The sequence below is a fragment of the Pseudomonas sp. RW3S2 genome, assembly GCF_014268955.1.
Taxonomy (GTDB): Bacteria; Pseudomonadota; Gammaproteobacteria; order Pseudomonadales; family Pseudomonadaceae; genus Aquipseudomonas; species Aquipseudomonas wayambapalatensis.
The window spans coordinates 131,061-151,841 of the sequence record NZ_JABWRM010000009.1; the positions used below are offsets into that span (position 1 = coordinate 131,061).

Annotated in this window: 19 protein-coding genes and 1 pseudogene; 6 read left to right on the forward strand and 14 right to left on the reverse strand. The window is 54.4% G+C overall.

Annotation, left to right across the window (positions count from 1 at the left end):
• The first annotated feature begins 142 nt into the window (after positions 1–142).
• Both HU748_RS14905 and HU748_RS14910 read left to right on the forward strand, forming a co-directional pair.
• The gene (locus HU748_RS14905) at positions 143–445 is read left to right on the forward strand and encodes a hypothetical protein (protein ID WP_186669096.1); all 303 of its coding nucleotides are present in this window, start codon (positions 143–145) and stop codon (positions 443–445) included.
• A gap of 163 nt (positions 446–608) precedes the next feature.
• Positions 609–821 carry a cold-shock protein gene (locus tag HU748_RS14910; RefSeq protein WP_012313861.1) on the forward strand — a complete coding sequence of 71 codons (213 nt, stop codon included), beginning with the start codon at positions 609–611 and terminating at the stop codon, positions 819–821.
• Between the two features lie 87 nt (positions 822–908).
• Here HU748_RS14910 and HU748_RS14915 read toward each other — a convergent pair whose 3' ends face one another.
• Positions 909–1,232 carry an I78 family peptidase inhibitor gene (locus HU748_RS14915; protein WP_186669093.1) on the reverse strand — a complete coding sequence of 108 codons (324 nt, stop codon included), beginning with the start codon at positions 1,230–1,232 and terminating at the stop codon, positions 909–911.
• Between the two features lie 291 nt (positions 1,233–1,523).
• Here HU748_RS14915 and HU748_RS14920 point away from each other — a divergent pair, with 291 nt between their 5' ends.
• Positions 1,524–1,736: a hypothetical protein gene (locus HU748_RS14920; protein ID WP_186669091.1), complete on the forward strand. Its 213-nt coding sequence runs from the start codon at positions 1,524–1,526 to the stop codon at positions 1,734–1,736.
• Here HU748_RS14920 and HU748_RS14925 read toward each other — a convergent pair.
• The 7 genes from HU748_RS14925 to HU748_RS14955 all read right to left on the reverse strand — a co-directional run bounded on the left by HU748_RS14925 (position 1,708) and on the right by HU748_RS14955 (position 8,746).
• Positions 1,708–2,673, reverse strand: a complete 966-nt coding sequence (locus HU748_RS14925; protein ID WP_186669157.1) for a nucleoside hydrolase — start codon at positions 2,671–2,673, stop codon at positions 1,708–1,710. The genes HU748_RS14920 and HU748_RS14925 overlap by 29 nt on opposite strands.
• Positions 2,674–2,809: 136 nt before the next feature.
• A complete protein-coding gene (rbsD, locus tag HU748_RS14930) occupies positions 2,810–3,214 on the reverse strand; it encodes a D-ribose pyranase (RefSeq protein ID WP_186720906.1) in 405 nt (134 codons plus the stop codon).
• Positions 3,211–4,119: a ribokinase gene (gene rbsK / locus HU748_RS14935; protein ID WP_186669087.1), complete on the reverse strand. Its 909-nt coding sequence runs from the start codon at positions 4,117–4,119 to the stop codon at positions 3,211–3,213. The genes rbsD and rbsK overlap by 4 nt, the downstream gene beginning before the upstream one ends.
• Positions 4,120–4,128: 9 nt before the next feature.
• Positions 4,129–5,151, reverse strand: a complete 1,023-nt coding sequence (locus HU748_RS14940; protein WP_186669085.1) for a LacI family DNA-binding transcriptional regulator — start codon at positions 5,149–5,151, stop codon at positions 4,129–4,131.
• 3 nt (positions 5,152–5,154) lie between these two features.
• Positions 5,155–6,147 (reverse strand): ABC transporter permease, encoded by a 993-nt coding sequence (locus tag HU748_RS14945; RefSeq protein ID WP_186720907.1) that lies wholly within the window; start codon positions 6,145–6,147, stop codon positions 5,155–5,157.
• On the reverse strand, positions 6,144–7,697 hold the full coding sequence (locus HU748_RS14950; RefSeq protein ID WP_186721009.1) for an ATP-binding cassette domain-containing protein: 1,554 nt from the start codon (positions 7,695–7,697) through the stop codon (positions 6,144–6,146). The genes HU748_RS14945 and HU748_RS14950 overlap by 4 nt, the downstream gene beginning before the upstream one ends.
• A gap of 95 nt (positions 7,698–7,792) precedes the next feature.
• Positions 7,793–8,746 (reverse strand): sugar ABC transporter substrate-binding protein, encoded by a 954-nt coding sequence (locus HU748_RS14955; protein ID WP_186669081.1) that lies wholly within the window; start codon positions 8,744–8,746, stop codon positions 7,793–7,795.
• 400 nt (positions 8,747–9,146) lie between these two features.
• Here HU748_RS14955 and HU748_RS14960 point away from each other — a divergent pair.
• Positions 9,147–9,443: pseudogene (locus HU748_RS14960) on the forward strand (asparaginase domain-containing protein); the annotation flags it as partial.
• 251 nt (positions 9,444–9,694) lie between these two features.
• Here the strand turns inward: HU748_RS14960 and HU748_RS14965 are convergent.
• From HU748_RS14965 to HU748_RS14980, 4 genes are read right to left on the reverse strand one after another with little or no spacing between them, the layout of a single operon-like run.
• Entirely contained in the window at positions 9,695–10,147 is a 453-nt protein-coding gene (locus tag HU748_RS14965; RefSeq protein ID WP_186720908.1) for a hypothetical protein, read from the reverse strand.
• A gap of 4 nt (positions 10,148–10,151) precedes the next feature.
• Complete coding sequence (locus HU748_RS14970) at positions 10,152–12,146, reverse strand: hypothetical protein (protein WP_186720909.1); 1,995 nt, start codon at positions 12,144–12,146, stop codon at positions 10,152–10,154.
• Complete coding sequence (locus HU748_RS14975; protein ID WP_186720910.1) at positions 12,139–13,851, reverse strand: site-specific integrase; 1,713 nt, start codon at positions 13,849–13,851, stop codon at positions 12,139–12,141. The genes HU748_RS14970 and HU748_RS14975 overlap by 8 nt, the downstream gene beginning before the upstream one ends.
• On the reverse strand, positions 13,848–15,140 hold the full coding sequence (locus tag HU748_RS14980; protein WP_186720911.1) for a site-specific integrase: 1,293 nt from the start codon (positions 15,138–15,140) through the stop codon (positions 13,848–13,850). Before HU748_RS14980 ends, HU748_RS14975 begins: the two co-directional genes overlap by 4 nt.
• Positions 15,141–15,800: 660 nt before the next feature.
• Here HU748_RS14980 and HU748_RS14985 point away from each other — a divergent pair.
• Both HU748_RS14985 and HU748_RS14990 read left to right on the forward strand, forming a co-directional pair.
• The gene (locus HU748_RS14985) at positions 15,801–17,135 is read left to right on the forward strand and encodes an ATP-binding protein (protein WP_186720913.1); all 1,335 of its coding nucleotides are present in this window, start codon (positions 15,801–15,803) and stop codon (positions 17,133–17,135) included.
• Entirely contained in the window at positions 17,125–17,721 is a 597-nt protein-coding gene (locus tag HU748_RS14990) for an HNH endonuclease (RefSeq protein ID WP_225917444.1), read from the forward strand. Before HU748_RS14985 ends, HU748_RS14990 begins: the two co-directional genes overlap by 11 nt.
• 99 nt (positions 17,722–17,820) lie before the next feature.
• On the opposite strand, the gene HU748_RS14995 is transcribed toward HU748_RS14990, so the two are convergent.
• Positions 17,821–19,563: an ATP-binding protein gene (locus HU748_RS14995; RefSeq protein WP_186720917.1), complete on the reverse strand. Its 1,743-nt coding sequence runs from the start codon at positions 19,561–19,563 to the stop codon at positions 17,821–17,823.
• Between the two features lie 281 nt (positions 19,564–19,844).
• On the reverse strand, positions 19,845–20,345 hold the full coding sequence (locus HU748_RS15000; RefSeq protein ID WP_186478171.1) for a hypothetical protein: 501 nt from the start codon (positions 20,343–20,345) through the stop codon (positions 19,845–19,847).
• Between the last annotated feature and the right edge of the window lie 436 nt (positions 20,346–20,781).

A 20,781-nucleotide genomic window follows, 5' to 3' on the forward strand; every position in this document is an offset into this window, starting at 1 on the left:
GGGCATGCTAGCACGCGGCCTGCGCCTGACGCAGAAATATTTGGAATTTACGCCGGCGCGGTGAACTTGTACGGAAAAATTCCTATCAGACCCTCTGAAGCATCCTACTCTTGATGAGACCTAAACCAAGGAGTGTCTGGTTATGCGAGTTCAGTCTCTTCTGGCCGCGTGTGCCGCGAGCGTCCTGCTGCTGCCACTGGCCGCCAACGCAGGTAACTTCCCCGCCGGCAAGGAGCAGGCGTACATGTCTCAGTGCCAGCAAGTCGCGACCGGCCAGGGCGTGGACGCCGCGACGGCGAAGAAGCACTGCGATTGCGGCGCCCAAGCCATCAAAAAGAATTTCACCGACAAGGAGATCCAGGACCTCGACAGCAAGGACGGCGTCGACGCTGCGCTGATGCAGAAGGCTCAGACCGTAGTACAGGCCGCCTGCAAGCCAAAATGATGACCCGCCGAGCCGTACCGATCGCGCATTGTTTGCGCCAGATCAGTATCCGGCTAAGGTAAAGAGCGCTACATAAGCAGAATTAGACTATGATGTTGCCGGTGCTCCGTAGCCTCGGCCGCATTGCACCACTGAAAAACTAAATGTTCTGGAGATTCACCTCATGTCCAATCGCCAACAAGGCACCGTCAAATGGTTCAATGATGAGAAAGGCTACGGCTTCATCACCCCAGCAGGCGGCGGCGACGACCTGTTCGTACACTTCAAGGCCATCGAATCCGACGGCTTCAAGAGCCTGAAAGAAGGCCAGACTGTTTCCTTCGTAGCCGAAAAAGGCCAGAAGGGCATGCAGGCTGCTCAGGTTCGTCCGGAGTAATTCGGATACCGCAGTAAAAAAACCCGCCTTCACCGGCGGGTTTTTTATGGGCTCGAGCTACCTGGACAGGCCAGCCCTCACAGGCGATCAGCCACAGTTGGCGCGAATGACCTTGCCCTGCTCATCGACGTTCAGGTTCAAACGGTCGGAGCGGTATTCCAGGGTGACGACATCATGGGGCTTGAGGATCCGGGCGATCTGCGCGCCAGTTGCCTTGCGGGCCTGCTCCAGCAGCTCGGGCGTGCCCGGCTTGCCGACGGTGAAATCGGCGCCGCTGGCACTGCAACGGCCATCACCACCGGCGGGGGTCGCCGGCGCGGCGCTGCCGCCATCAGACGAGCCACCGGTGCTGCAACCAGCCAGGACGGCAGCCATCAGCAAGGTCGCCAGGGAAGCGCGGGTACGGAACATGAATCCTCCTAATCGATCTTGGGAACTGTCATATGCGACCGCTCCGCTTACAGTTTGTTGCAAAACCGCTCAAGTCTGCCTGATCTCGCCAGATGAGGCCAAAAGCAATCGTGACCGGATTTTGCACCGTGGCGATTGGTTAGGGCGAGCGGCCTGCTTATGCTTAAGTCGCAGCGCAACGGCTGCAAAGGCATGATTTACTTGGCAGACGTGGAGTGCGTCTCGCCTCCCCCGCGAACGCCAGGAGCCGGTGTTCGACCCCAGGCACCAGGCACAGTCGCGAGTACCCGCATGAACACCCACAGCATAGACGCCGACATCAAGGTCAAATGGGCCGAGGGCCAGAGTGCCTACAGCCCGGGCACTCCGGAAGAATTGTTGCTGATCGCCATCGACCTGCTGGTGCGCGATCGTGGCAGCGAGGCGGCGCGCAGCTTCATCGAACAGGTGTTCGAGCGCTACGCGCCGCACGACACTATTTCAATCGAGCCAGGCGCGCGCTGAGCAGGTCGAAGAAGCCCTGGGCGTCACCATTTTCGATCCACATCACGTTGGCCGGCTGCTTGAGCACGCCGTACCAGTCGGCGACAGTCTGGGCGAAGGTCGGGCCTTCGCGGCTGTCGACGGTCATGTGGATCTGCTTGCCACTGAACAGCTCGGGCTTGAGCAGGTAGGCGATGACGGTGGCGTCGTGTACCGGGCCACCGCTCATGCCGTACTTGTCCATGTCGTACTTGATGTAGGCGTTGAGGATGTCCACCACCTTCTTGCTGGCGTCGTTGCCGACAGCGGCGAGCTGCTTGAGACGTGCGTCGCTGGTGATGATCTTGTGGGTCACGTCCAGCGGCAGGTACGTCAGCTTGACGCCGCTGGCCAGCACCACTTCGGCAGCGTGCGGATCGGCGTAGAGGTTGAACTCGGCCACCGGGGTGATATTGCCGCCATTGAAGTGGGCGCCACCCATGATCACCACTTCCTTGATGCCCTTGACGATTTCCGGCTTCTGGATCAGCGCCAGGGCCAGGTTGGTCTGCGGGCCGAGCATGGCGATGGTGATGCTGTGGGGCTCGGCGGCATCGAGGGTGTCGACCAGATACTGCACGGCGTTGCCTTTGGCCAGAGGCTGCTTGGGCTCATGCACCGCGACACCCGTCAAGCCTTCCTCGCCATGGACATCGGCGGCGTAGATCGGCGCACGCACCAGTGGGCGCCCTGCCCCGGCGTATACCGGAATGTCTTCACGACCGGCCCATTCGCGCGCCAGGCGCGCGTTGCGGGAGGTCTTGTCGAGGCGCACATTGCCGGCGACGGTGGTGATGGCGCGGATCTTCAGCTCCTCGGGCGAAGCCATGGCCAGGAACAAGGCCACGACATCGTCGGCGCCGGGGTCAGTGTCGATGATCAGGTCACGCGGGGCGGCGAATGCACTGGCAGCAGCCATCGTGGACATAAGCACGACTCCTTGTAGCAAACGTTTGGCTTTGTTGATCAACATCCCGCTTCACTCCTTTGCTTTTATTGTTTGGTCTGTTTCAGAGGGCGCGTCACGCGATAGGCCGGCACATCCGCCGACTACCTCAGAACGTGACGCCCGCAATCAACGCAATATTGCTGTAGGGCTTGCATTCCCCCGTGCGAATCACCGCCCGCGCCCGTCGGCTCAGGGCCTTGAATTCATCATGGGGCATACGCTCGCGCTCACCGAGCAAGCCCAGTGCATGTTGCTCCTCGACACCCACCAGCCCAGGCGGTGCGGCACTGAAAATCTCGTCGGCCAACACATGCCGCTCCACCTGCATTTCGCTGAGCACCACGCGCAGAACGCTGGCAAAGTCCGGAATGCCCGGCGTCAATGCCAGGTCGATCAGCTCCACACCTGGCGGCACCGGCAGGCCGGCATCGCCGATCACCAGGATGTCGCCATGCCCCAGACCGGCAATGGTGCGCGAGAGGGCGATATTGAGCAGTGCGGTCTTCTTCATGGCGCCAACTCCTTGAGGAAGGGAATGGATGGCTGCGCCCCCGCGCGGGTGACCGAGATGGCCGCAGCCCGCTGGCCACGCACGATCGCCTCGCCCTCCTGCAGCCCGCAGGCAAGCCCCGCAGCGAAGCCGCCGACGAAGGTGTCGCCTGCCGCCGTAGTGTCCAGTGGCTTGACCTTGGTTGCCGGGAAATGACGGCTGCCGCCCTCACTGACGAACAGCGCCCCTTCGGCACCCAGGGTGACGATGACCTTGCTCGCACCCCATTCGCGCAGACGCTCGGCGGCGCAGCGAGCACTGTCGATATCGCTCACCGACAGGCCGGTCAAGGCCTCGGCCTCGCTCTCGTTGGGGATCAGGTAGTCGATATGGGCGAACCACTCCCGCGGCAGTGGGCCCGTTGCCGGGGCCGGGTTGAGGATGACCGTCTTGCCCAGCTCGCGACCGCGGGCCAGCGTCCACTCCACAGTGGCAGGCGGCACTTCGAGCTGGCAGATGATCACCTCGGCGTTGTGCAGCAACGCATCGAAGCGCTGCACCGACTCGGGGGTCAGCAGCCCATTGCCGCCCGGGATGATGACGATGGCGTTCTGGCTGGTGGCATCCACCACGATCAGCGCCACACCGCTGGATACGCCTGCACAGACGCTCACGGCCTGGCAATCGATCTTTTCTGCCTCCAGCGCCTGGCGCAATTGCTGGCCATAGGCGTCATCGCCTACATTGCCGACCATGGCCACGCTCGCCCCCAGGCGCGCGGCAGCAACGGCCTGATTGGCACCCTTGCCACCGGGTACGGTGAAGAAACTGTCGCCGGCGAGGGTTTCGCCGCCACGCGGCAGACGCTCGGCACGGGCCACCAGGTCCATGTTGAGGCTGCCGACCACTACGACCTTGGCATGCATGGGTCTTCCTTAGCGGTAATCATTGAACAGGTCCGGGCGCGGCCCGGTGGATTCGCGCAGCACGATACGCGGCGCGACGATACGTTGCTGCGCCGCATCGCGACGCGGTGTGGCGATGCGCGACAGCAGCAACTGCGCGGCGCTGTCGCCCAGCTCGCGGATCGACTGGCCGACAGTGGTCAGCGGCGGATACACATAGCGGCTCAGCTCGATGTCGTCGAAACCGATCACCGATAGCTGGCCAGGGACGTCGATATTGCGCTCGGCCGCAGCGCGCAACACGCCGAAACCGATCATGTCGTTGCCAGCGAAAATCGCCGTCGGCGGCTCATCCTCGAGCAACTGTGCGGCCGCTGCGTGGCCACCGGGGCTGGTAAAGTCGCTGTGCAGCACGCGATTGTCCGCCACGTTCAGCCCGGCCTCGGCCATGGCACGACGAAAACCGCTCACGCGCAGTTGGCTGACGCCGGTCTCGGCCGGGCCGCCGATGCAGGCGATGTCGGTATGGCCAAGTTCAAGCAGGTGGCGCGTGGCCAGATAGGCCCCCAGCTCGTGATCGATACGCACAAGGTCGGCATCGACGCCTTCCAAGGCCCGGTCGACGATGACCATTGGCGTGCGCACGGCAGCCAGGCTCTCGAGCAGGTCACGGTCCTCGCCCACCGAGGCGACGATCAGGCCATCGATGCGTTTTTCCAGCAGCACCCGCAGGTAGCTGCGCTGCTTCTTCGGATCATCGTCCGAGTTGCACAGGATCACGCAATAACCGTTGCGCTCGCAGCCGTCCTCGATACCGCGAGCCAGCTCGGCGAAGTAAGGGTTGACGCTGCTGGGCACCAGCAGGCCAATGGTCGCGGTGCTGCGCGCCTTGAGCGAGCGCGCCACGGCACTGGGCACGTAGTCCAGCTCGGCGATGGCGGCCTCGACCTTCAGGCGCACGTGTTCACTGACCGGGCGGGTCTTGTTCAGTACATGGGACACGGTGGTGTAGGAAATACCCGCCAGTGCCGCGACGTCTTTGATGGTTGCCATGGGTCAGTTCCGCCGGGTCGCGCGTCGGCTGCGGTAGGTGTCGAGGACCACGGCGATGACGATCACAGCGCCCGTGATGATACGCTTGGTTGGCTCGGAAGCGCCGATCTGCGCCAAGCCTGCGGCCAGCACGGAAATGATCAGCACACCGAAGAAGGTGCTGATGATCGAGCCTCGCCCACCCATCAGGCTGGTGCCGCCGATCACCACGGCGGCAATCACCTGCAACTCAAGGCCAGAACCGGCGTTCGGATCTGCAGCTTCAAGGCGCGAGATCTGGAACAGCGCGGCCAGCCCCGCCAGCAGGCCCATCAAGGCAAAGACCCCGATCTTGTACGGACGCGGATCGATACCTGCCAGGCGCACGGCCTCTTCATTGGTGCCGATGCCGATCAGGTAGCGACCGAACACCGTGCGGGTCAGTACCAGCTGGGCGAGGATGATCACCAGCAAGGCAATGATGAAGGCCGGAGAAATACCGAAAGCGATCGGGTTGGAGAACCAGGAGAACGCGTCGCCAATGTAGGCGGTGCGCGAATTGGTGAACTGGTAGGCCAGGCCACGGGCCATTTCCAGCACGCCAAGCGAGACGATGAACGACGGAATGCGCCAGGCCACGGTCACCGCGCCAGTGATGCTGCCGGCCAGGGCGGCAATGGCCATGCCCAACAGCGCGGCAGGCAATACGCTCCAGCCCCAGCCGAGGATGGCGACGCTGACGGTCGAGGCAGCCAGCGCAAGCACCGAACCGACTGACAGGTCGATGCCACCGATGATCAGCACGAAGGTCATGCCGACGGCCAGCACCATCAGGTCAGGGATCTGGTTGGCCAAGGTGCTGAAGGTGGCATAAGAGAGGAAGTGGCTGCTCAGGAACGAGAACAGCACGATCATCGCCAGCAAGGCACCGGCCAGCCCCAGGTAGGTGCCCAGGCCGAAATAGGTGCCGCTGCGGCGTACCGGCGTACCGGCGGAGTCGAGGGTGGGAGTCTTCATGCGTCCATCCTGGGAGCTGCGTCGTGCAGCAATGCGTCACGTTTCTGGTAACCGGCGAAGGCAGCGGCAAGGATCTGGTCCTGGCTCCAGCCATCACGGTCGAAGGTCTCGATCAGTTGGCCAGCGGAAAGCACGGCGATGCGGTCGCAGATCAGCATCAGCTCGCGCAGGTCGCTGGACACCACCACCAGGGCCTTGCCCTGGCGGGCGAGTTCGGCCAGCAACCCGTAGATATCGAACTTGGCGCCAACATCGATGCCGCGGGTGGGCTCATCGAACATCAGCACCTGGCAGTCGCGCTCCAACCAGCGACCGATCACCACCTTCTGCTGGTTGCCACCGGACAGCTCACCGACCGCCTGGGCGGGGCTCGCGCTGCGGATACGCATGGCGCTGATCTGCCGCTCGGCAAGCTGGCGCTCGGCGTGGGGGTCGAGCACTCCAGCGCGGGAGACCGCGCCGAGGTTACCCAAGGCGACGTTGGCGCTGATCGAGTGCGGCAACAACAGGCCTTCGCCCTTGCGGTCTTCAGTGATCAGGGCAATGCCGGCACGCACGGCAGCCTTGGGCGAATCGATGTTGACCGGTTGTAGCGGGCGCCCCAGCTGAATGCTGCCGCTGTCGGCGCGATCAGCACCATAGATCAGCCGCAACAACTCGGTACGCCCGGCGCCAATCAGCCCGGAAATACCGAAGATCTCCCCTGCCCTGACCTCGAACGACACATCGCGCACCTTGTCGCCACGGGTCATGTGCTCCACCTTGAGCAGCGGTGCGCCGATTTCGCGGCGACCAAGGTCGATGTGCTCGCCGACTTCGCGCCCCACCATCAGATTGACCAGTTCGTTGCTGCTGTAGCGAGCGATCGGCTCGGCGCACACCAGCTTGCCGTCGCGCAGCACGGCAATACGCTGCGATACGCGCTGCAGCTCTTCGAGCCGGTGCGAGATATAGACGATGGCCACACCCCGCTGACGCAGGCGCTCGATCTGCGTGAACAACAGCCCCACCTCGCGCGCAGTGAGCATCGCGGTGGGCTCGTCGAAGATCAGCACATGGCAGTCGCCGATCAGGTTGCGGGCGATTTCGACCATTTGCTGATGACCGATGCCCAGCTCGCCGACCGGGGTGTCCGGATCGATGGCGTCCAGCCCGACCTGGGCCATGGCCGCGGTCGCCAACTGGCGCAGGCGTTTCTGACTGATCCAGCCGGCATGGCTGGGCAGGTTGTCGAGAAACAGGTTCTCGGCAACAGTGAGCGTGGGCAGCAGGTTGAGTTCCTGCATCACCATGCGCACACCGAGGCGCTCGGCCTCGCTGCGACTGCCAGGGCTATAGGGCTGGCCGCGGTAGGTCATCTGCCCGGTGGTGGGGGTTTCCAGGCCACTGATGAGCTTGGACAAGGTGCTCTTGCCGGCGCCGTTCTCGCCGGTCAAAGCGAGCACCTCGCCGCCGCGCAGGTCTAGCGTGACATCACCGAGCACGGGCTGGGCGTACGTCTTGCCCAGGCCGGTGACACTGAGCACGGATTCATGGGCCGACATGGCCACCTCTCTCATGGAACGAGCTGCAACTGCTTGAACTGGCGCTGACTCTGCGTAAGCGGCGAACCACCACTGCCATCGGACTCAGCGCACTGTCAGCATCACTTGGTGATCAGTTCTACCGGTGTCTGGATGACATTGTCGGCATCGACATCAGGCTTCTCGCCCTTGACCATCTTCAGCGCCGCCTGGATACCGAACACAGCCTGCTGGCTGGCGGCCTGGTCGAGCGTGGCGAGCACGCGGCCATCCTTGAGCATCGGTTTGATGGCGTTGATGTTGTCGTAACCGACTACCTGCACCTGGCCAGTCTTGCCAGCGGCACGCACGGCCGAGACAGCGCCCAGGGCCATGCTGTCGTTACCCGCCAGCAGCGCCTTGAGGTCGGGGTATTCGTTGAGCATCGAGGCGGCAACGGCGTTGCCCTTGTCGATCTCCCAGTTGCCGGACTGCACCGAGACGATTTTCATCTGCGCGGCTTCCATCGCATCCTTGAAGCCGGCGGTGCGCTGCTGGGCGTTGGTGGTGGTCGGCACACCTTCGATGATGCCAACCTGATCGCCAGCCTTGAGCTTCTCTTTCGCCAGGTAGTCGCCGACCAGACGCGCGCCCTTGCGGTTGTCAGGGCCAACGAACGGCACGCTGATGCCTTTGCTCTTGAGCACTTCGGGGTCGAGACGGTTGTCGATGTTGACGACAGTGATGCCGGCATCCATGGCTTTCTTGATCACAGGGACCAAGGCCTTGGAGTCGGCCGGCGCGATGATCAGGGCGTTGGCGCCGGTGGCGATCATCTGCTCGACGATGCGGATCTGGTTGCCAGTGTCGGTTTCGTCCTTGATGCCGTTGGCGACCAGGTCGAATTCATTCGGATGTTCTTTCTGGTAGGCCTTGGCGCCATCTTCCATGGTGCGGAAGAATTCGTTGGCCAGCGATTTCATGACCAGTGCGACCTTGGGCTTGTCCTCGGCATGGGCCTGGGACAGCGGAATGGCGAGAGACAGGGAGGAGAGAACGGCAATAGCCAGCAGACGACCGGGGAACGGCAGCTTCATGGGATTAACTCCGAATCTTGTGATTTTTATCGGACCGCAAACGTTTGCGCTGCCTTACTATGGGAACAGGAACAGGTTTTGTCAAATGACTTTCCGGCGTTCCAGGCCCGGTCGTGCTACTCGGAGATTATCCGGCAAATAGTCGGAAAACCGAATAGCCCTTGTAGGGATTGTTCGGGTTTCCGAATAGCAAAACACCTGCCACCCTCTTCTTGGACAAGCCCATCCCTCCACTGGCAACGCCATGCTTGCGCTCTCCACACACGGATGGGAGCGGGCTTGCTCGCGAAAAATCCGACTCAACTCGTCCCGCACCTCGCGGCTACTGCACCCTTGGTACGGAACCTGCCTACAACCTGTTGCGAACAAACATCTCATTTGGAAGAGAGAAGAAAAAATAATGAACACCGCACTGAAAACCTTCGCGCCGGGCGCCCTCGCCCTGCTGCTTGCACTGCCGATGGCCGTTTCCGCCAAGGAAGCCGAACAACAGCAGAAGCTCGCCAATGTGGTCATCCTCGCCACCGGCGGCACCATTGCTGGCGCCGGCGCCAGCGCCGCCAACAGCGCGACCTACCAAGCTGCCAAGCTGGGCATCGACAAGCTGATTGCCGGCGTGCCGGAACTGGCCGACATTGCCAATGTGCGCGGCGAACAGGTGATGCAGATCGCCTCCGAGAGCATCAGCAACGACCACAGGTTTGACTGATACGGACGGACTGGCCTGTAGCCCATCAAACATGCGGGCTTGAGCGAAAAACCGCAATGTCCGTACCGTCCCAATTTATCTGCTCTGTGGACTACTGCCGGGCCCTACGGTCGAGCCGATCGTGTTCAGTTAGCCGCTAAACAAACATGCCATGCTGAACAAAAAGCGGCACAAAGCCGGAAAATACTCTGGCCTCATACAAACTTCACCGCACCAGAAGCTCTATCTCAGTCCGATAATCACTCGGCATCACGTGCGCGTTGCAGGAATTTTTGACGGACACGCTGATCGAATATAGCCACGTTGGATGGTCCTTCGAGGCCTTCAAGCTGGAAGCTTTTCTCCACTAAAACCTGTTGAAGATTCAGAACTTTAGACTGGGCCGCATCCCTTTCAGCGCTCAAGCCTAAGCAACGCGCACGCAGGGACTTATTTTCTGCTCTCGCGGATGCTAGCTGCGCACTCAGAGAACGATCTCTGCGTTCCAGAGTGGAACCGACATTTTCATTATGAAATTCAACTTCAGACACAAACGTGGGATAACGAGACCTTTTAAGCGCGGATGGATCCCGGCCCGCCTCTCGCGCTATATTGGCTAAAGTCGTAGCGGATTTTTTGTCAATCCTTAAAGCTTTACCTTCAACAAGTCGCTTAAACGCTTTTCTGTACTCATCTTCAGCACTTTCTTTCATTTTATCACTCCACCATGACGACGTTAATCAAACGCTGTGTAAAATTATGCTGCGCCAACAATGCATCCCTTCGAGGCCCATCCCCAGAAGCGGATTCCAATTGTGATTCCAGCCAGTTATTTACTCGCTTGACCACTGGCAAATTTTCCTTGGAAGCAAGACCTGAGACGCATTGATTACAAGCAAGCACATAATCCGCACTTCCGTATTCGCAAGGTTCCGTATTGAGGCAAACACCGAGTATGGTTTCCTTTACAACTGTTACTCCCTTTCGAGCTTGCGCGATTAACTGGTTCAAGCTCTTCTCCTCGAAAAAGCTGACCGCACGCTCTTTATGCAAAGGACTGATAAGAGAAACAAACTTCGGACCTCTTAGCTCTAGTGCTTTTTTGGCCATGCCCTCGTAGGCAGCGCTAATATATTCATCCCGGGCTTTCGAGCTAAACGCCAAACCTGAAGAGTTTCGACCGTAATACATAGACATCATTAGATACAGGTGTTTCAGTTGATACTGAAGGGATTGCGGAGATACCATTTGAGAAAGACAAGCATTGACCATGAGTGTTCTTCGGAACTGATGAAATCCAAAAGTCCAGGGTTTGCCTACAGCGTACCTCTCAACGTCCAAGTCAGGGTTAGCTTTCACAGCTTCATCAAAATCTTGATGGGTAATCAGCAACTCTTCACGCCCAAACAATGACGGACACTGCGAACCAATCATCGTTGCGCCTATATTCTTTCTTAAGCTAGTGGCGGTTACAACAGCTTCGGCGTGACCTTTGGACCAGGGCTCATATGCACGAAGTATCAAGTACGGATTATCGACCTCATCTTCATCATGACAAACGCCTAAGGCAATCGCCACCTTCATCCTCAATCGAGCAATGGATGCCATTGCCGTAACTACATCTAAGGTATCTATGCAAGTGATCCATCTTGCATCATCATCCTTGATAGTTTTGGTGGTCTCACCTCGCAAAAAAAATACTGAATTCCCCTCCAGCTCGACAGCATCAAAGCAATCGATCCTCAGGTTATTGATTTCTTCCCTCCGCATAGCAGTCAAGCTCGCAATGCAGGTAGCACCAATCAAAGTCACCGCATTAAAAAATGACGAAAGAGTGAGCAAGGTGATTTTTTCAGTTTTCCGCGACGCGCGAAACATCCACTTAGCCAATACATCCTTAACCCCATACCTCTCAGACACTTCCTCAAACGACCCACTATAGGTTCGTCCTTTAACACTAGCCATCTTTCGGGAAAAGGGACTCAATAATTTTTCTTCCCGCCCCCAGGTGGGATTATTGACTTGATAGGACCTCCAGACATAGTCAAACAAGCTTTCAAATGAGTCTGCTAGACTATTGTAATCCTTCATCAACTCCAACGACCGAGTCAAATGGAGATTGGAGATGCGCGAAGGTATGTAAGGCGTCTGTGTTGATGTATGCTTCCTGCTTGCACAAATCAACTCATATATCTGGGCAGGATTTAGGACTTTGAAACCGAGTAGGCCTTCATATTCATATATAGCACGAAATATAGAAACGTAATTTATCGCACTCTTAGAAATCTCTCCTATAAATTCTGAAACCAAATGAGGATACCTGAAAAACTCCGAAACAGAAATGTTTTTCGAGGAGCAAAACCTGAATATCCTCTTGACGTTATTATAACGGGACTGAAGGGTCGATGGCTCAATCTTCTCTGGCGTAACCCACATGATTAAAATCATAATCAAGCGGAACAGGTACGACTCTCCCTCGCACAACCAGCTAGGATTTTTATTCGTACTCTTCAATCCAAAACTGAACGCATAGACTTTCCCAAGCCATTCGTGCATCGGCCATCTATCATCACCAAATCTCGCTAGAATTACACCATTTTTATCGATACATACGGGAAAGTCATCTGGAGGAGGAAACACAGATAACTGGCTATTCAGAGAATTAATTGGAGGGTTCTCCATTCTCACATTCGAATCCATAAGCTCAACCATTAAATCGAACCTCTATTAAACCTCGGTAGCTTTCATGGAAATTTCTTTCCAGCATTCTAAACTCAGCTTCTTCTTTCCACGCCTTGCACTGCTCATCTTGGCTGGAAAAAGCCTCTATGATTTTATCGATACGATCCACAACAACCTTCTGAGGTGAGCTAATGATATCCATATTAATGGGAATTAACTTAAACTCAGAATATTTTAGATATCGAAAAGTCACTAACGACCAGATATAATCAAGTGACTTCTTGCCTTGATAGTAGACACAAAAGAGGCACCCTGTAGGATTCAAACAGTCAGGAGCAATCGGGCTACCCTCCAGCGGTTCGGCACTTCGAGGCGTGCACTCGCCATCAAGCACGGATTCCCTTGATAACTTTCTTTTAGAAAAAAAATTCGACCACTCACCAAATGCTATTTCTTGACTTGGAGCCGAATAGACCTCTACCAAGGTTCGCTTGGAGTGCTGAGCCTCACTCGCAACAAAATCAGGATCATGTGTTTCTCTAAGCATCCAGTTGACACGCGTTTTCCGCAAAGAATTTGCTGCCAAGCACTTTCTCTGAGCGCTTTTCATGAACTTACTAAAAGTCCCTTGCCTGTATTTCCCAGCCCGCTTACCCTCCCTGGAACGAAAAGGGAAAAGGTATTTAGGGCCATTAGGGTAAACCTCTCGCAAAAAGCGCAGATATTTTAGAAAGTGATCCTTATACTCAGCATAAACAATAATCTCAACATCACTTTGTTTCCTGGGCTTGTAAGCCTCTATTCTGCATCCACCTTCAATCGTTGTGCAGCGGTAATCTTCATACGGCAAATTATAAGCAGTTGAAACATTGAAACCTGTTTGGGACAGAAACAAGTTAAACTCTGCATGAACTCTCAAATTGACAATATCAGCGCGAGAACGAATATCACCAGCTACACGCCTCTTTTCCCTTTCGCGCTCCAACCTTCTCACTGCATTTGGACAGCGCGCAGATTCTTTACGGCCCTGAGCCTTATTTTTACGCCTGGCGGGATTGTGCAAAACACCCCAACACTCATAACTGCCTCCATCCGAAAAATTAACGGCTAATGGTAATTCACCGAAGCAGGATTCAGCGCTAAATGACTCAATCACATCCAACAGATCAGCACCAAATTGAAACCCTTCACTCGAGCTGCTCTTATCTACCTTTAAGCGACCTAGCAACCCCCTGCGCCTCAGCTCCGAATAATCAAAAGCCGACCTTACAATTCCAGGGGGAAGCTCCAATGCCCCATTGATGGAACTAAGGATACTCTTGTCTTGCGTGTACGCTGTTTCAGCGGAAATAGAGCAAACCCCTTTCAGAACTTGCTCCCAGCGGCCTTGACTATAGGACTCAAAGCACCGTACGATATTGTCCACCGACAGGTCCACACCTAACCTGTCATATTCAACATACAGCTGCCTCAAGCAATACACATCATCGAAAATGGTGCCTCGAACTTTATCCCTGAACTGTCTTTCAATATATCCATGAAACAGACTTACTAAATGCAACCTTTCCAGCCTTGGAAATCCTAGATCCCCAGCAGCTAACAATCTATTCATAGAGTTCTGATTGGCTGCCGCTCCTCCAACATAAAGCAGATAGCGGAAGCTTGTCATAGGCCTATTACCGGTCAGGTCACAGTGCTCAAAACCGAGTTCTTGCTCAGACTTAGTCAAAATCACCACTTCCTCCTCAGTTCCTCACACTTGCGAAAATACACACTCGACCATTTCGCTCGTTCTTTGTGATTTTGCACATACCGGATATATGTCATTGTAGTTTTTTCTGACTTGTGCAGCATTAACCCCCTTAGAACACCAATAACAGAATTAAGCTGAGCATTAGGCTGCTTGAGGTTCTCCACCACAAAGTTTGTTCCAAACGTCGCCCTAGTCTCATGAAATTTAAACCGAAGGGATACACCACGACAAAGCGCTACGGCTCTGACTCGTGAAATTTCATCATTTACTGTGCTACTGCGATCTTTGCCCGGCCTACAATAAGATCGGCCATTCTTATTGATGAAAATCAGATTCTCGGCTCCTTTTGTTTCCACTTTCGCAGCGCGCAGCAACCTTCTGGGGGATTTCACGTACGAGATGAGCATGTCGTAAACAACAGCTGGAACCGAAACCTCGCCAGTCACTCCACCCTTGGTAGCTACAGGTGCATATCTTACAGCCGGGCCCACCGATAATGAGTAATAGCTCCCATCCTCCGAAAGCTTCGCGTGTTTCAGTGTCAACAATTTTAAATCACAAATCGTACCCAGTCTCATTCCGGTATAAAATCCGAGAATTAGCATCAGGTATACTTCGGGCGAACAGTGTTCATATGCAATATCTAGCACAAGCGCTTGATTTTCATAACCAAGAGGAATTAAACCATCCTCCACTTTGAGCATACTGTCTTTACTGCCTCTGACCTTCAGTTGCTCTTTACTAACCGCCAACGTACGCTCCAAGCCCGAGATATTTGCGACTTGCGATACTTGAGTTACGTCCTCGAAGATATCAGGAGAAATCGTTAGCAGATGGTAATCCACTACTGCTTTGTATAATCTAATTACTGCTTTGCTTCGCCCTTTAGCAGAGCTTAAAGAAATATCTCCAGCTTTTCTTAGCGCCTGTAACTCGCTGTGATACTGGAATAAACAGCGACGATCCTGAATCAAGGGAAATGACAGCCATGAAATTTTTTCCCTCTCTAAAAAAGCCATGTAATGCCTTAAGCAGTAGGCTAAACTAACTAGTGTTGCCAAATCCATCCCGCCATGCACTACTTGCATGGTGAAAGTACTGAGCCAAAAATTACCAACATCCCATGGTGAGCCGTCCGACCAGTAAAGCTGCGGGAAGCCATAAATGACCTTATCTACACCCGAGGGGTCTTTATGAGCAATCTCGTTTACCTCGCCATCATTACAATAGACGACTGCCGGCTTGTAGTTAATGAATCTAACGACTGCCATTATTCTGCCCCGAGCATTAAGCGATGTCGAAAATAGAAGCATGTCCGTCAGCAACTGTCCAGCACTTGACCGATCAAGACTCGATTACAAAATCAACAAAAAACTGTCAAATCGACAATTAATTAACGGCATGTCAACGCAGCAAACTCGCACAAAAAATTAAGCACCCGAAAAACTTAGGATTTTTTTGTTCGACTATTTTTCAAACTTGAATTTCTTGTCACAGTGTCAATGGGGCTTACTCAATGACCGTCTGAAAAAAGCCAAAAAAATTTGTAACAAGCCCCTCCTCACTCCTGCATTAACTGCCAACCCTGGCTTGAAAACTGGCCCTGAGCAGTATCTCGAAGGGTACCGCCCTCCCTGGTTACTGACCTTTTCGGGCTAGGCGGTACTCGATTCGCCCAAGGTTGACGCACGGTAGTCATAGGCTGCCCGGCCAGAGCAAGTGAAAATCAAGCCTCCCATAGAGATAACAAGCGAGACTCTGAACCTCGCCGCTGAGCCATGCCATCAGAAAGCCACTTGTTGTAAGATCACCTGATGGTCTAAAACGGAGATCGGCTTAACCGGACCGCCCACGCCTCCCATCAGACCTTTGTCAAAGTGTGATTAAGGTTAAGCAGACGCTCGAAACGATTGCATACAAGGAGTTGATTGATGGTAAAAAGGTTAGTAGATGTGAAATTTGATGGGGAGTGGATAGATATCACTCCCTCGGAAGTAAGCTCTGCGATCAGAAATTACTACACTGTGATCATTGGGAAGAACGGCATCGGTAAAAGCCGGCTACTAGCAGATTTAGTTAGGGCAGGAAGCGTAAGACGCGACTTCAAAAGAATTATTGGAATTTCCACCAGCCCTTTTGATAAATTCCCTAGCGCTAAACGCCCAAGTTTGATTATAAGTCCCTCATACCGTTACGTTGGCATGCGCACTGAGAGCATTTACCAATCATCGTCTTCGGTATCGCTAATTTCTTCTGCTGCAAAGGGGCTGCTTGAAAAGCTATCAAAGACTGAAGGCAGCCATGATCTAAACGCGGTTTTTCAGTCTTTGCAATTTGAACCATCGGCAGATTTTTTACTGAAGCCTAGCTACTTGAGGTCGAAACGTAAAGAGTCTCAGGTGGCGCTCATTGAGGGTAGCAGCCTAGCAATAGAGCTACGCCGACTCGAACGTGAACATGACATTCACGTGGATGAAAGGTATTTCGAGCTTTTACAGAATCTATCGCTCGGTCGAAGGCTAGAGGTTCTCGATTCGATGGTGAAGGTCGGTGAGGTACTCACCTCAAAACGTGCCATTGAGTTGAATGCAAATTTCGCAGCGTCTACGCTTTCTGTTGACGGTCAACCTACGAGCACTTCCACCATACGAGCGATCTTGGTTCTTATGGAAGTGGGGCTGGTTCGCCTTATTGACCTTGTTCTGGAGAAACAAGGTTTTGGACAGCTTTCGCTAAAGAAGGCCAGCTCAGGCGAGCAATGCCTATTAGTACTCATTCTCGGCATCGCTGGTCACATCTGTGACGAGTCGTTAGTTTTGATAGATGAGCCGGAAATCAGTCTGCATCCAAGATGGCAGGAAGAATTTATGGAACTGTTGATAAATTCTTTCGCTGGGTACAGGGATTGCCAGTTTGTTATCGCCACTCATTCCCCTCAAATCATAGCTAGGCTCCGAGGTGAGGGCTGCTACATAGTGTCTCTTACTCGCGGCGAGCTTTATGACGCTACTGACTTCCACGACAAGTCAGCCGATTTCCAGCTGGCAGAGCTTTTTGATGCCCCTGGCATCATGAACGAGTACATCTCACGGCTGGCCTTCAACCTGCTGGCAAAGGTGAAGCACAGCAAATCCTTGGATGACACATCTCGTGACGACCTGAAAAGGCTGCTGAAATTCGACGAGCAGCTCGAAAGCAAAGATCCAGTGAAGGAGCTGATCCGCTCTGTTGCCATGCTGTGTGAAACCTATGCCGATGATCACTAATCCCGTGGTGTTAAGTGAGGCAGCTCTAGACCTAATTGAGGCGAAGAAACGCTCTGCTGATTTCTCGCACACCAGCTGGGGGGATGACGATCTACAGCCGGTACGCAGGGAGATCCGGGAGCATTACAGGAACGTGCAGCGCTTGGTGTGTGCTTACTGCCAAGGGCCTGTATGTACCCGTTCAGCCGCCGGATCTCCAATCGAACACATTGTGCCGAAATCCCAGCACTTGGCCTTCATGTTTGAGCCCAAAAACCTGTGTGTGGTGTGCGCAGACTGCAACGAGTACAAATCGAACCACGAAGCGCTTGTCGATCCGGTTTTGAGAGCGCCACGGGTCAATTACCCAGAGAACTCACAGCTGTATCGCATCGTGCATCCACACCTCGATACCTATGGCGAGCACATTGGGCGGTTCGAACGACTCTATGTGGACCTGACGGAAAAAGGCGGCTATACGATCTACGCTTGCAACCTCAACCGCTTCTACCGCCGGTTCGGGCGCTGTGACGAACTCGTCAATGATATCGCTCTTGTCCAGCAGGCTGAGCGATTTCATGAAGAGGGTGTGGTTGACTTGCAGTAGCGCCTCTAGCAATCGAAAAACCGCCGCACCTGGGTACTAGGGGCGGTTTTTCGGTTTTTTTGGTTGGCGCGCCTGCCTCACGTAGCGCCAAACTCAAGATCATACCTTTTCCAGCTGCCATTTAAGTTGACGGCGCGCCGTTGCGATGATGTCTGAGAATAAGAGAAGCCTCACATTCGGTTCGACATACTGCACGGGGAAATCAGTGGATCGCCGGCCACCGAGCAACAATACAGTTATCGGCTTTGCTGTGTATTTTGCAAACTCATGCCGATACCTTGTGGCCTGCTGGTAATCCTCATGGTTCAAGCCATGCGAGGGCCTCTTGAATTCTATGAGCAGGTACTCACCATTCAAATTTTCATTGAGCAGAAGGTCAGGTCGATCTGCACCAGATTTCCCCTGGTACTTGACACCTAAATACTCCTCGACCTGTTTCTTGAGCCCTTCATTGGAGCTGAACGCGGTGAATTCAGCTCCGATGACCCAGAGAGCCTTCTCGATAGCGCGGTGAACCGCGACTTCAAGGCAGGCCTTATTTTCTACCAGGCTTTCCAACCAGTCCAGGAAAGCCATTCGGGCTTTTGCCTGCTCCACGAGAATTGCCATATCCGCTAGGCCGAACTGCTCAAGCGCCTCAGCGACTGCTGCTACGTCTGCCTTCTTCGCTTCAGCCAGGTGCTCGATGACGGCTGCGTAGTCGGAGCGCTCAATGGCCTGAAGCACCACAAACGCGATTGCCTCCACCTTGTGTTCAGGCTCGTCGTAGTACTTGTCCAAGACCTTTTTGATGGCCTCCTCAGCAAATTGACGCTTGTGCTCAGGGAGCTTCGACATGCTCAGGTTCAGTGCCTTCTTCAACCTTGCGTGCGCAAGCTGCATCTCCTGGGCATGAGTTAGATGGAGCGCCTCCTTCACTGTCTGCTGGACGTATTCAGCGACCCGCTGGTAGCTTTCGCTGTTCTCGATCACGGAATCCCAGCCAGCCGTGATGTAGTCCCTCAGTCCATCAGCACTGATCTCACCGTAGAGTTTGCGCAGCAACTTAGGCGGTACATCGTCACATACATCCAGCCCAAAGAACCCCGGTTTACCAATGGCCTTACCATCGACGAGCAATGTGATCCCTGGCTCCCGTAAGCCTGTCTTTTTGTTGCTGATTGAAAACCTCAGCGCTACGTCACCCGCAGATGACAACGTCTCGGATTCTTCCTTATAGGTGCCTTCGAGATCATCAATGCCCAGAGGCTTTCCATTGATGATGATGGTGAATCCAGACTGCCGGCCATACTCCTTGATCAGCTCTTGTCTGAGCTGGACCGGATTCGGATAGCTCAGATCTTGCCGGAGATGCGTCAGCTGGATCGAGGTTCCATGATCGCCCTCTCCACAGCTCGACACCGCTATGTCGATGGGAAGATGCTCAATGTCAGCAGCCTGCTGGAGATTGTCGACGCTCAGTGTAAATGACGCAGACTGGCCGCGGGCGCGAGTGCTTAAGGTCATCACCGATGCAGCCATCAGCCCTGCAAACTTGCCGATGCCCTTTCGGCCTTTGATAACCCTTTGCTTTCCGAGAGTCCGCTCTCCCCGCCTCAAGCGGCAGTCGGATGCGATCTTCATGTACTGAGATTTTAGCTCGATCACAGTCATGCCATTGCCGTTATCGCTGACGGAGATGGGCTGATCGCTCAGTGGTTCTGGTAGGACGATAATCACTTCTTCTGCGTCGGCATCCCACGCGTTGTCTACCAGCTCCTTAAGAGCCTTTTCTGTCGACGAATACCCCTGCCCTAACAGCGTGGCCAGGCGCGCATCGACCTGGAAATTCGCTTGCTCCATGACTCATCCTTGGATCCAATCAAGGATGGCAATTTAATATTGCAAGGGGGCCGTGTCACTAGCCTTCGATCACCTTAGGGATTAGTACTGCTCTTCGGGGCAAAGCACTCCCGAAAAGGCCTACGATCTGCGACTCCAAGAAGCTGGTCGCAGATCTTCCTGACACCTCACTCCTGCCTCATGGCCACCTGATAGCCCGAAGATTCATCATCAGTCATACTTCAGTGAATAAATGGGCCAGCCGGTGGTAGCGATTGCGCCCACTCAAATTCACTCAACAATCATGTACGAAACGCAGTTCTTCTTGTCGCCAGCGCCTTTCTTCGGAACAGCTGTAGCGCCCCTAAGTCGACTTCATCTTCACACCCCATTACAACAAGCCAGCTCTTAACCATTCTCGTGAGCACGACCCGACTCATAGGTTTTTTCTTGAATCTCTCACTAGAAAATAATAATGCACCTGGCTTCAGAGACGCGAAAGCGATCCAATCAGTCACGTGCTTACCGAAATAAAGCTGGGGCTGATCAGTCCGGCACTTGCTCTTGCTGATCTCTGCAAAGTAGCAGTAATCCTGCCGAGTCTTCGAAACCTTCGCTGACACCAATTCATTGTAACGATAACCGTTGGCCAAGAGAGATAACAACGCCATTTGTTTCAAGTCACTTCTCTCATTTAAGTATGACGCCAGCCTAAGGCGTTGCTCACTAGTGAAAGCCTTGACGGCTGGCACGGCTTTTATTGACTGCGATTCCATAGCACTGACCTCGACATAGACATTCATCTAAAAGATCAACCAACCGATGAAAAACAGCAAGCTCTCAGCGCTAAAAAAAACACAAAAAACGAATGTAGAATGGCCTAGATAATGCTTGTGTTTATGACACTTACCAAACCAACAAAGATAAGCCAATAATATATATGACCCTCAAAAAACTGAACTGATGATGACAATCACAAAAACCACTACGGCCCCTCTCCTCACAGCTAAAATCCCGCTTGACGAATCAGCACAACTATAGTTGCATTATAGTCTGCATGGTACCAACCAAAAATTCGAGCGAGGAGCGTGAGAAATGAAAGAACAATTACCCCCACACCAAAATGAATTCACGGAAGCAGTCAAATCGATGATAGAGCGGAGAGAACATAGCGGACAGAAAATATCCAAATCACTGAGCCGCATGCTTAATCATTTGAACCCCTCTACTACGCTCTAT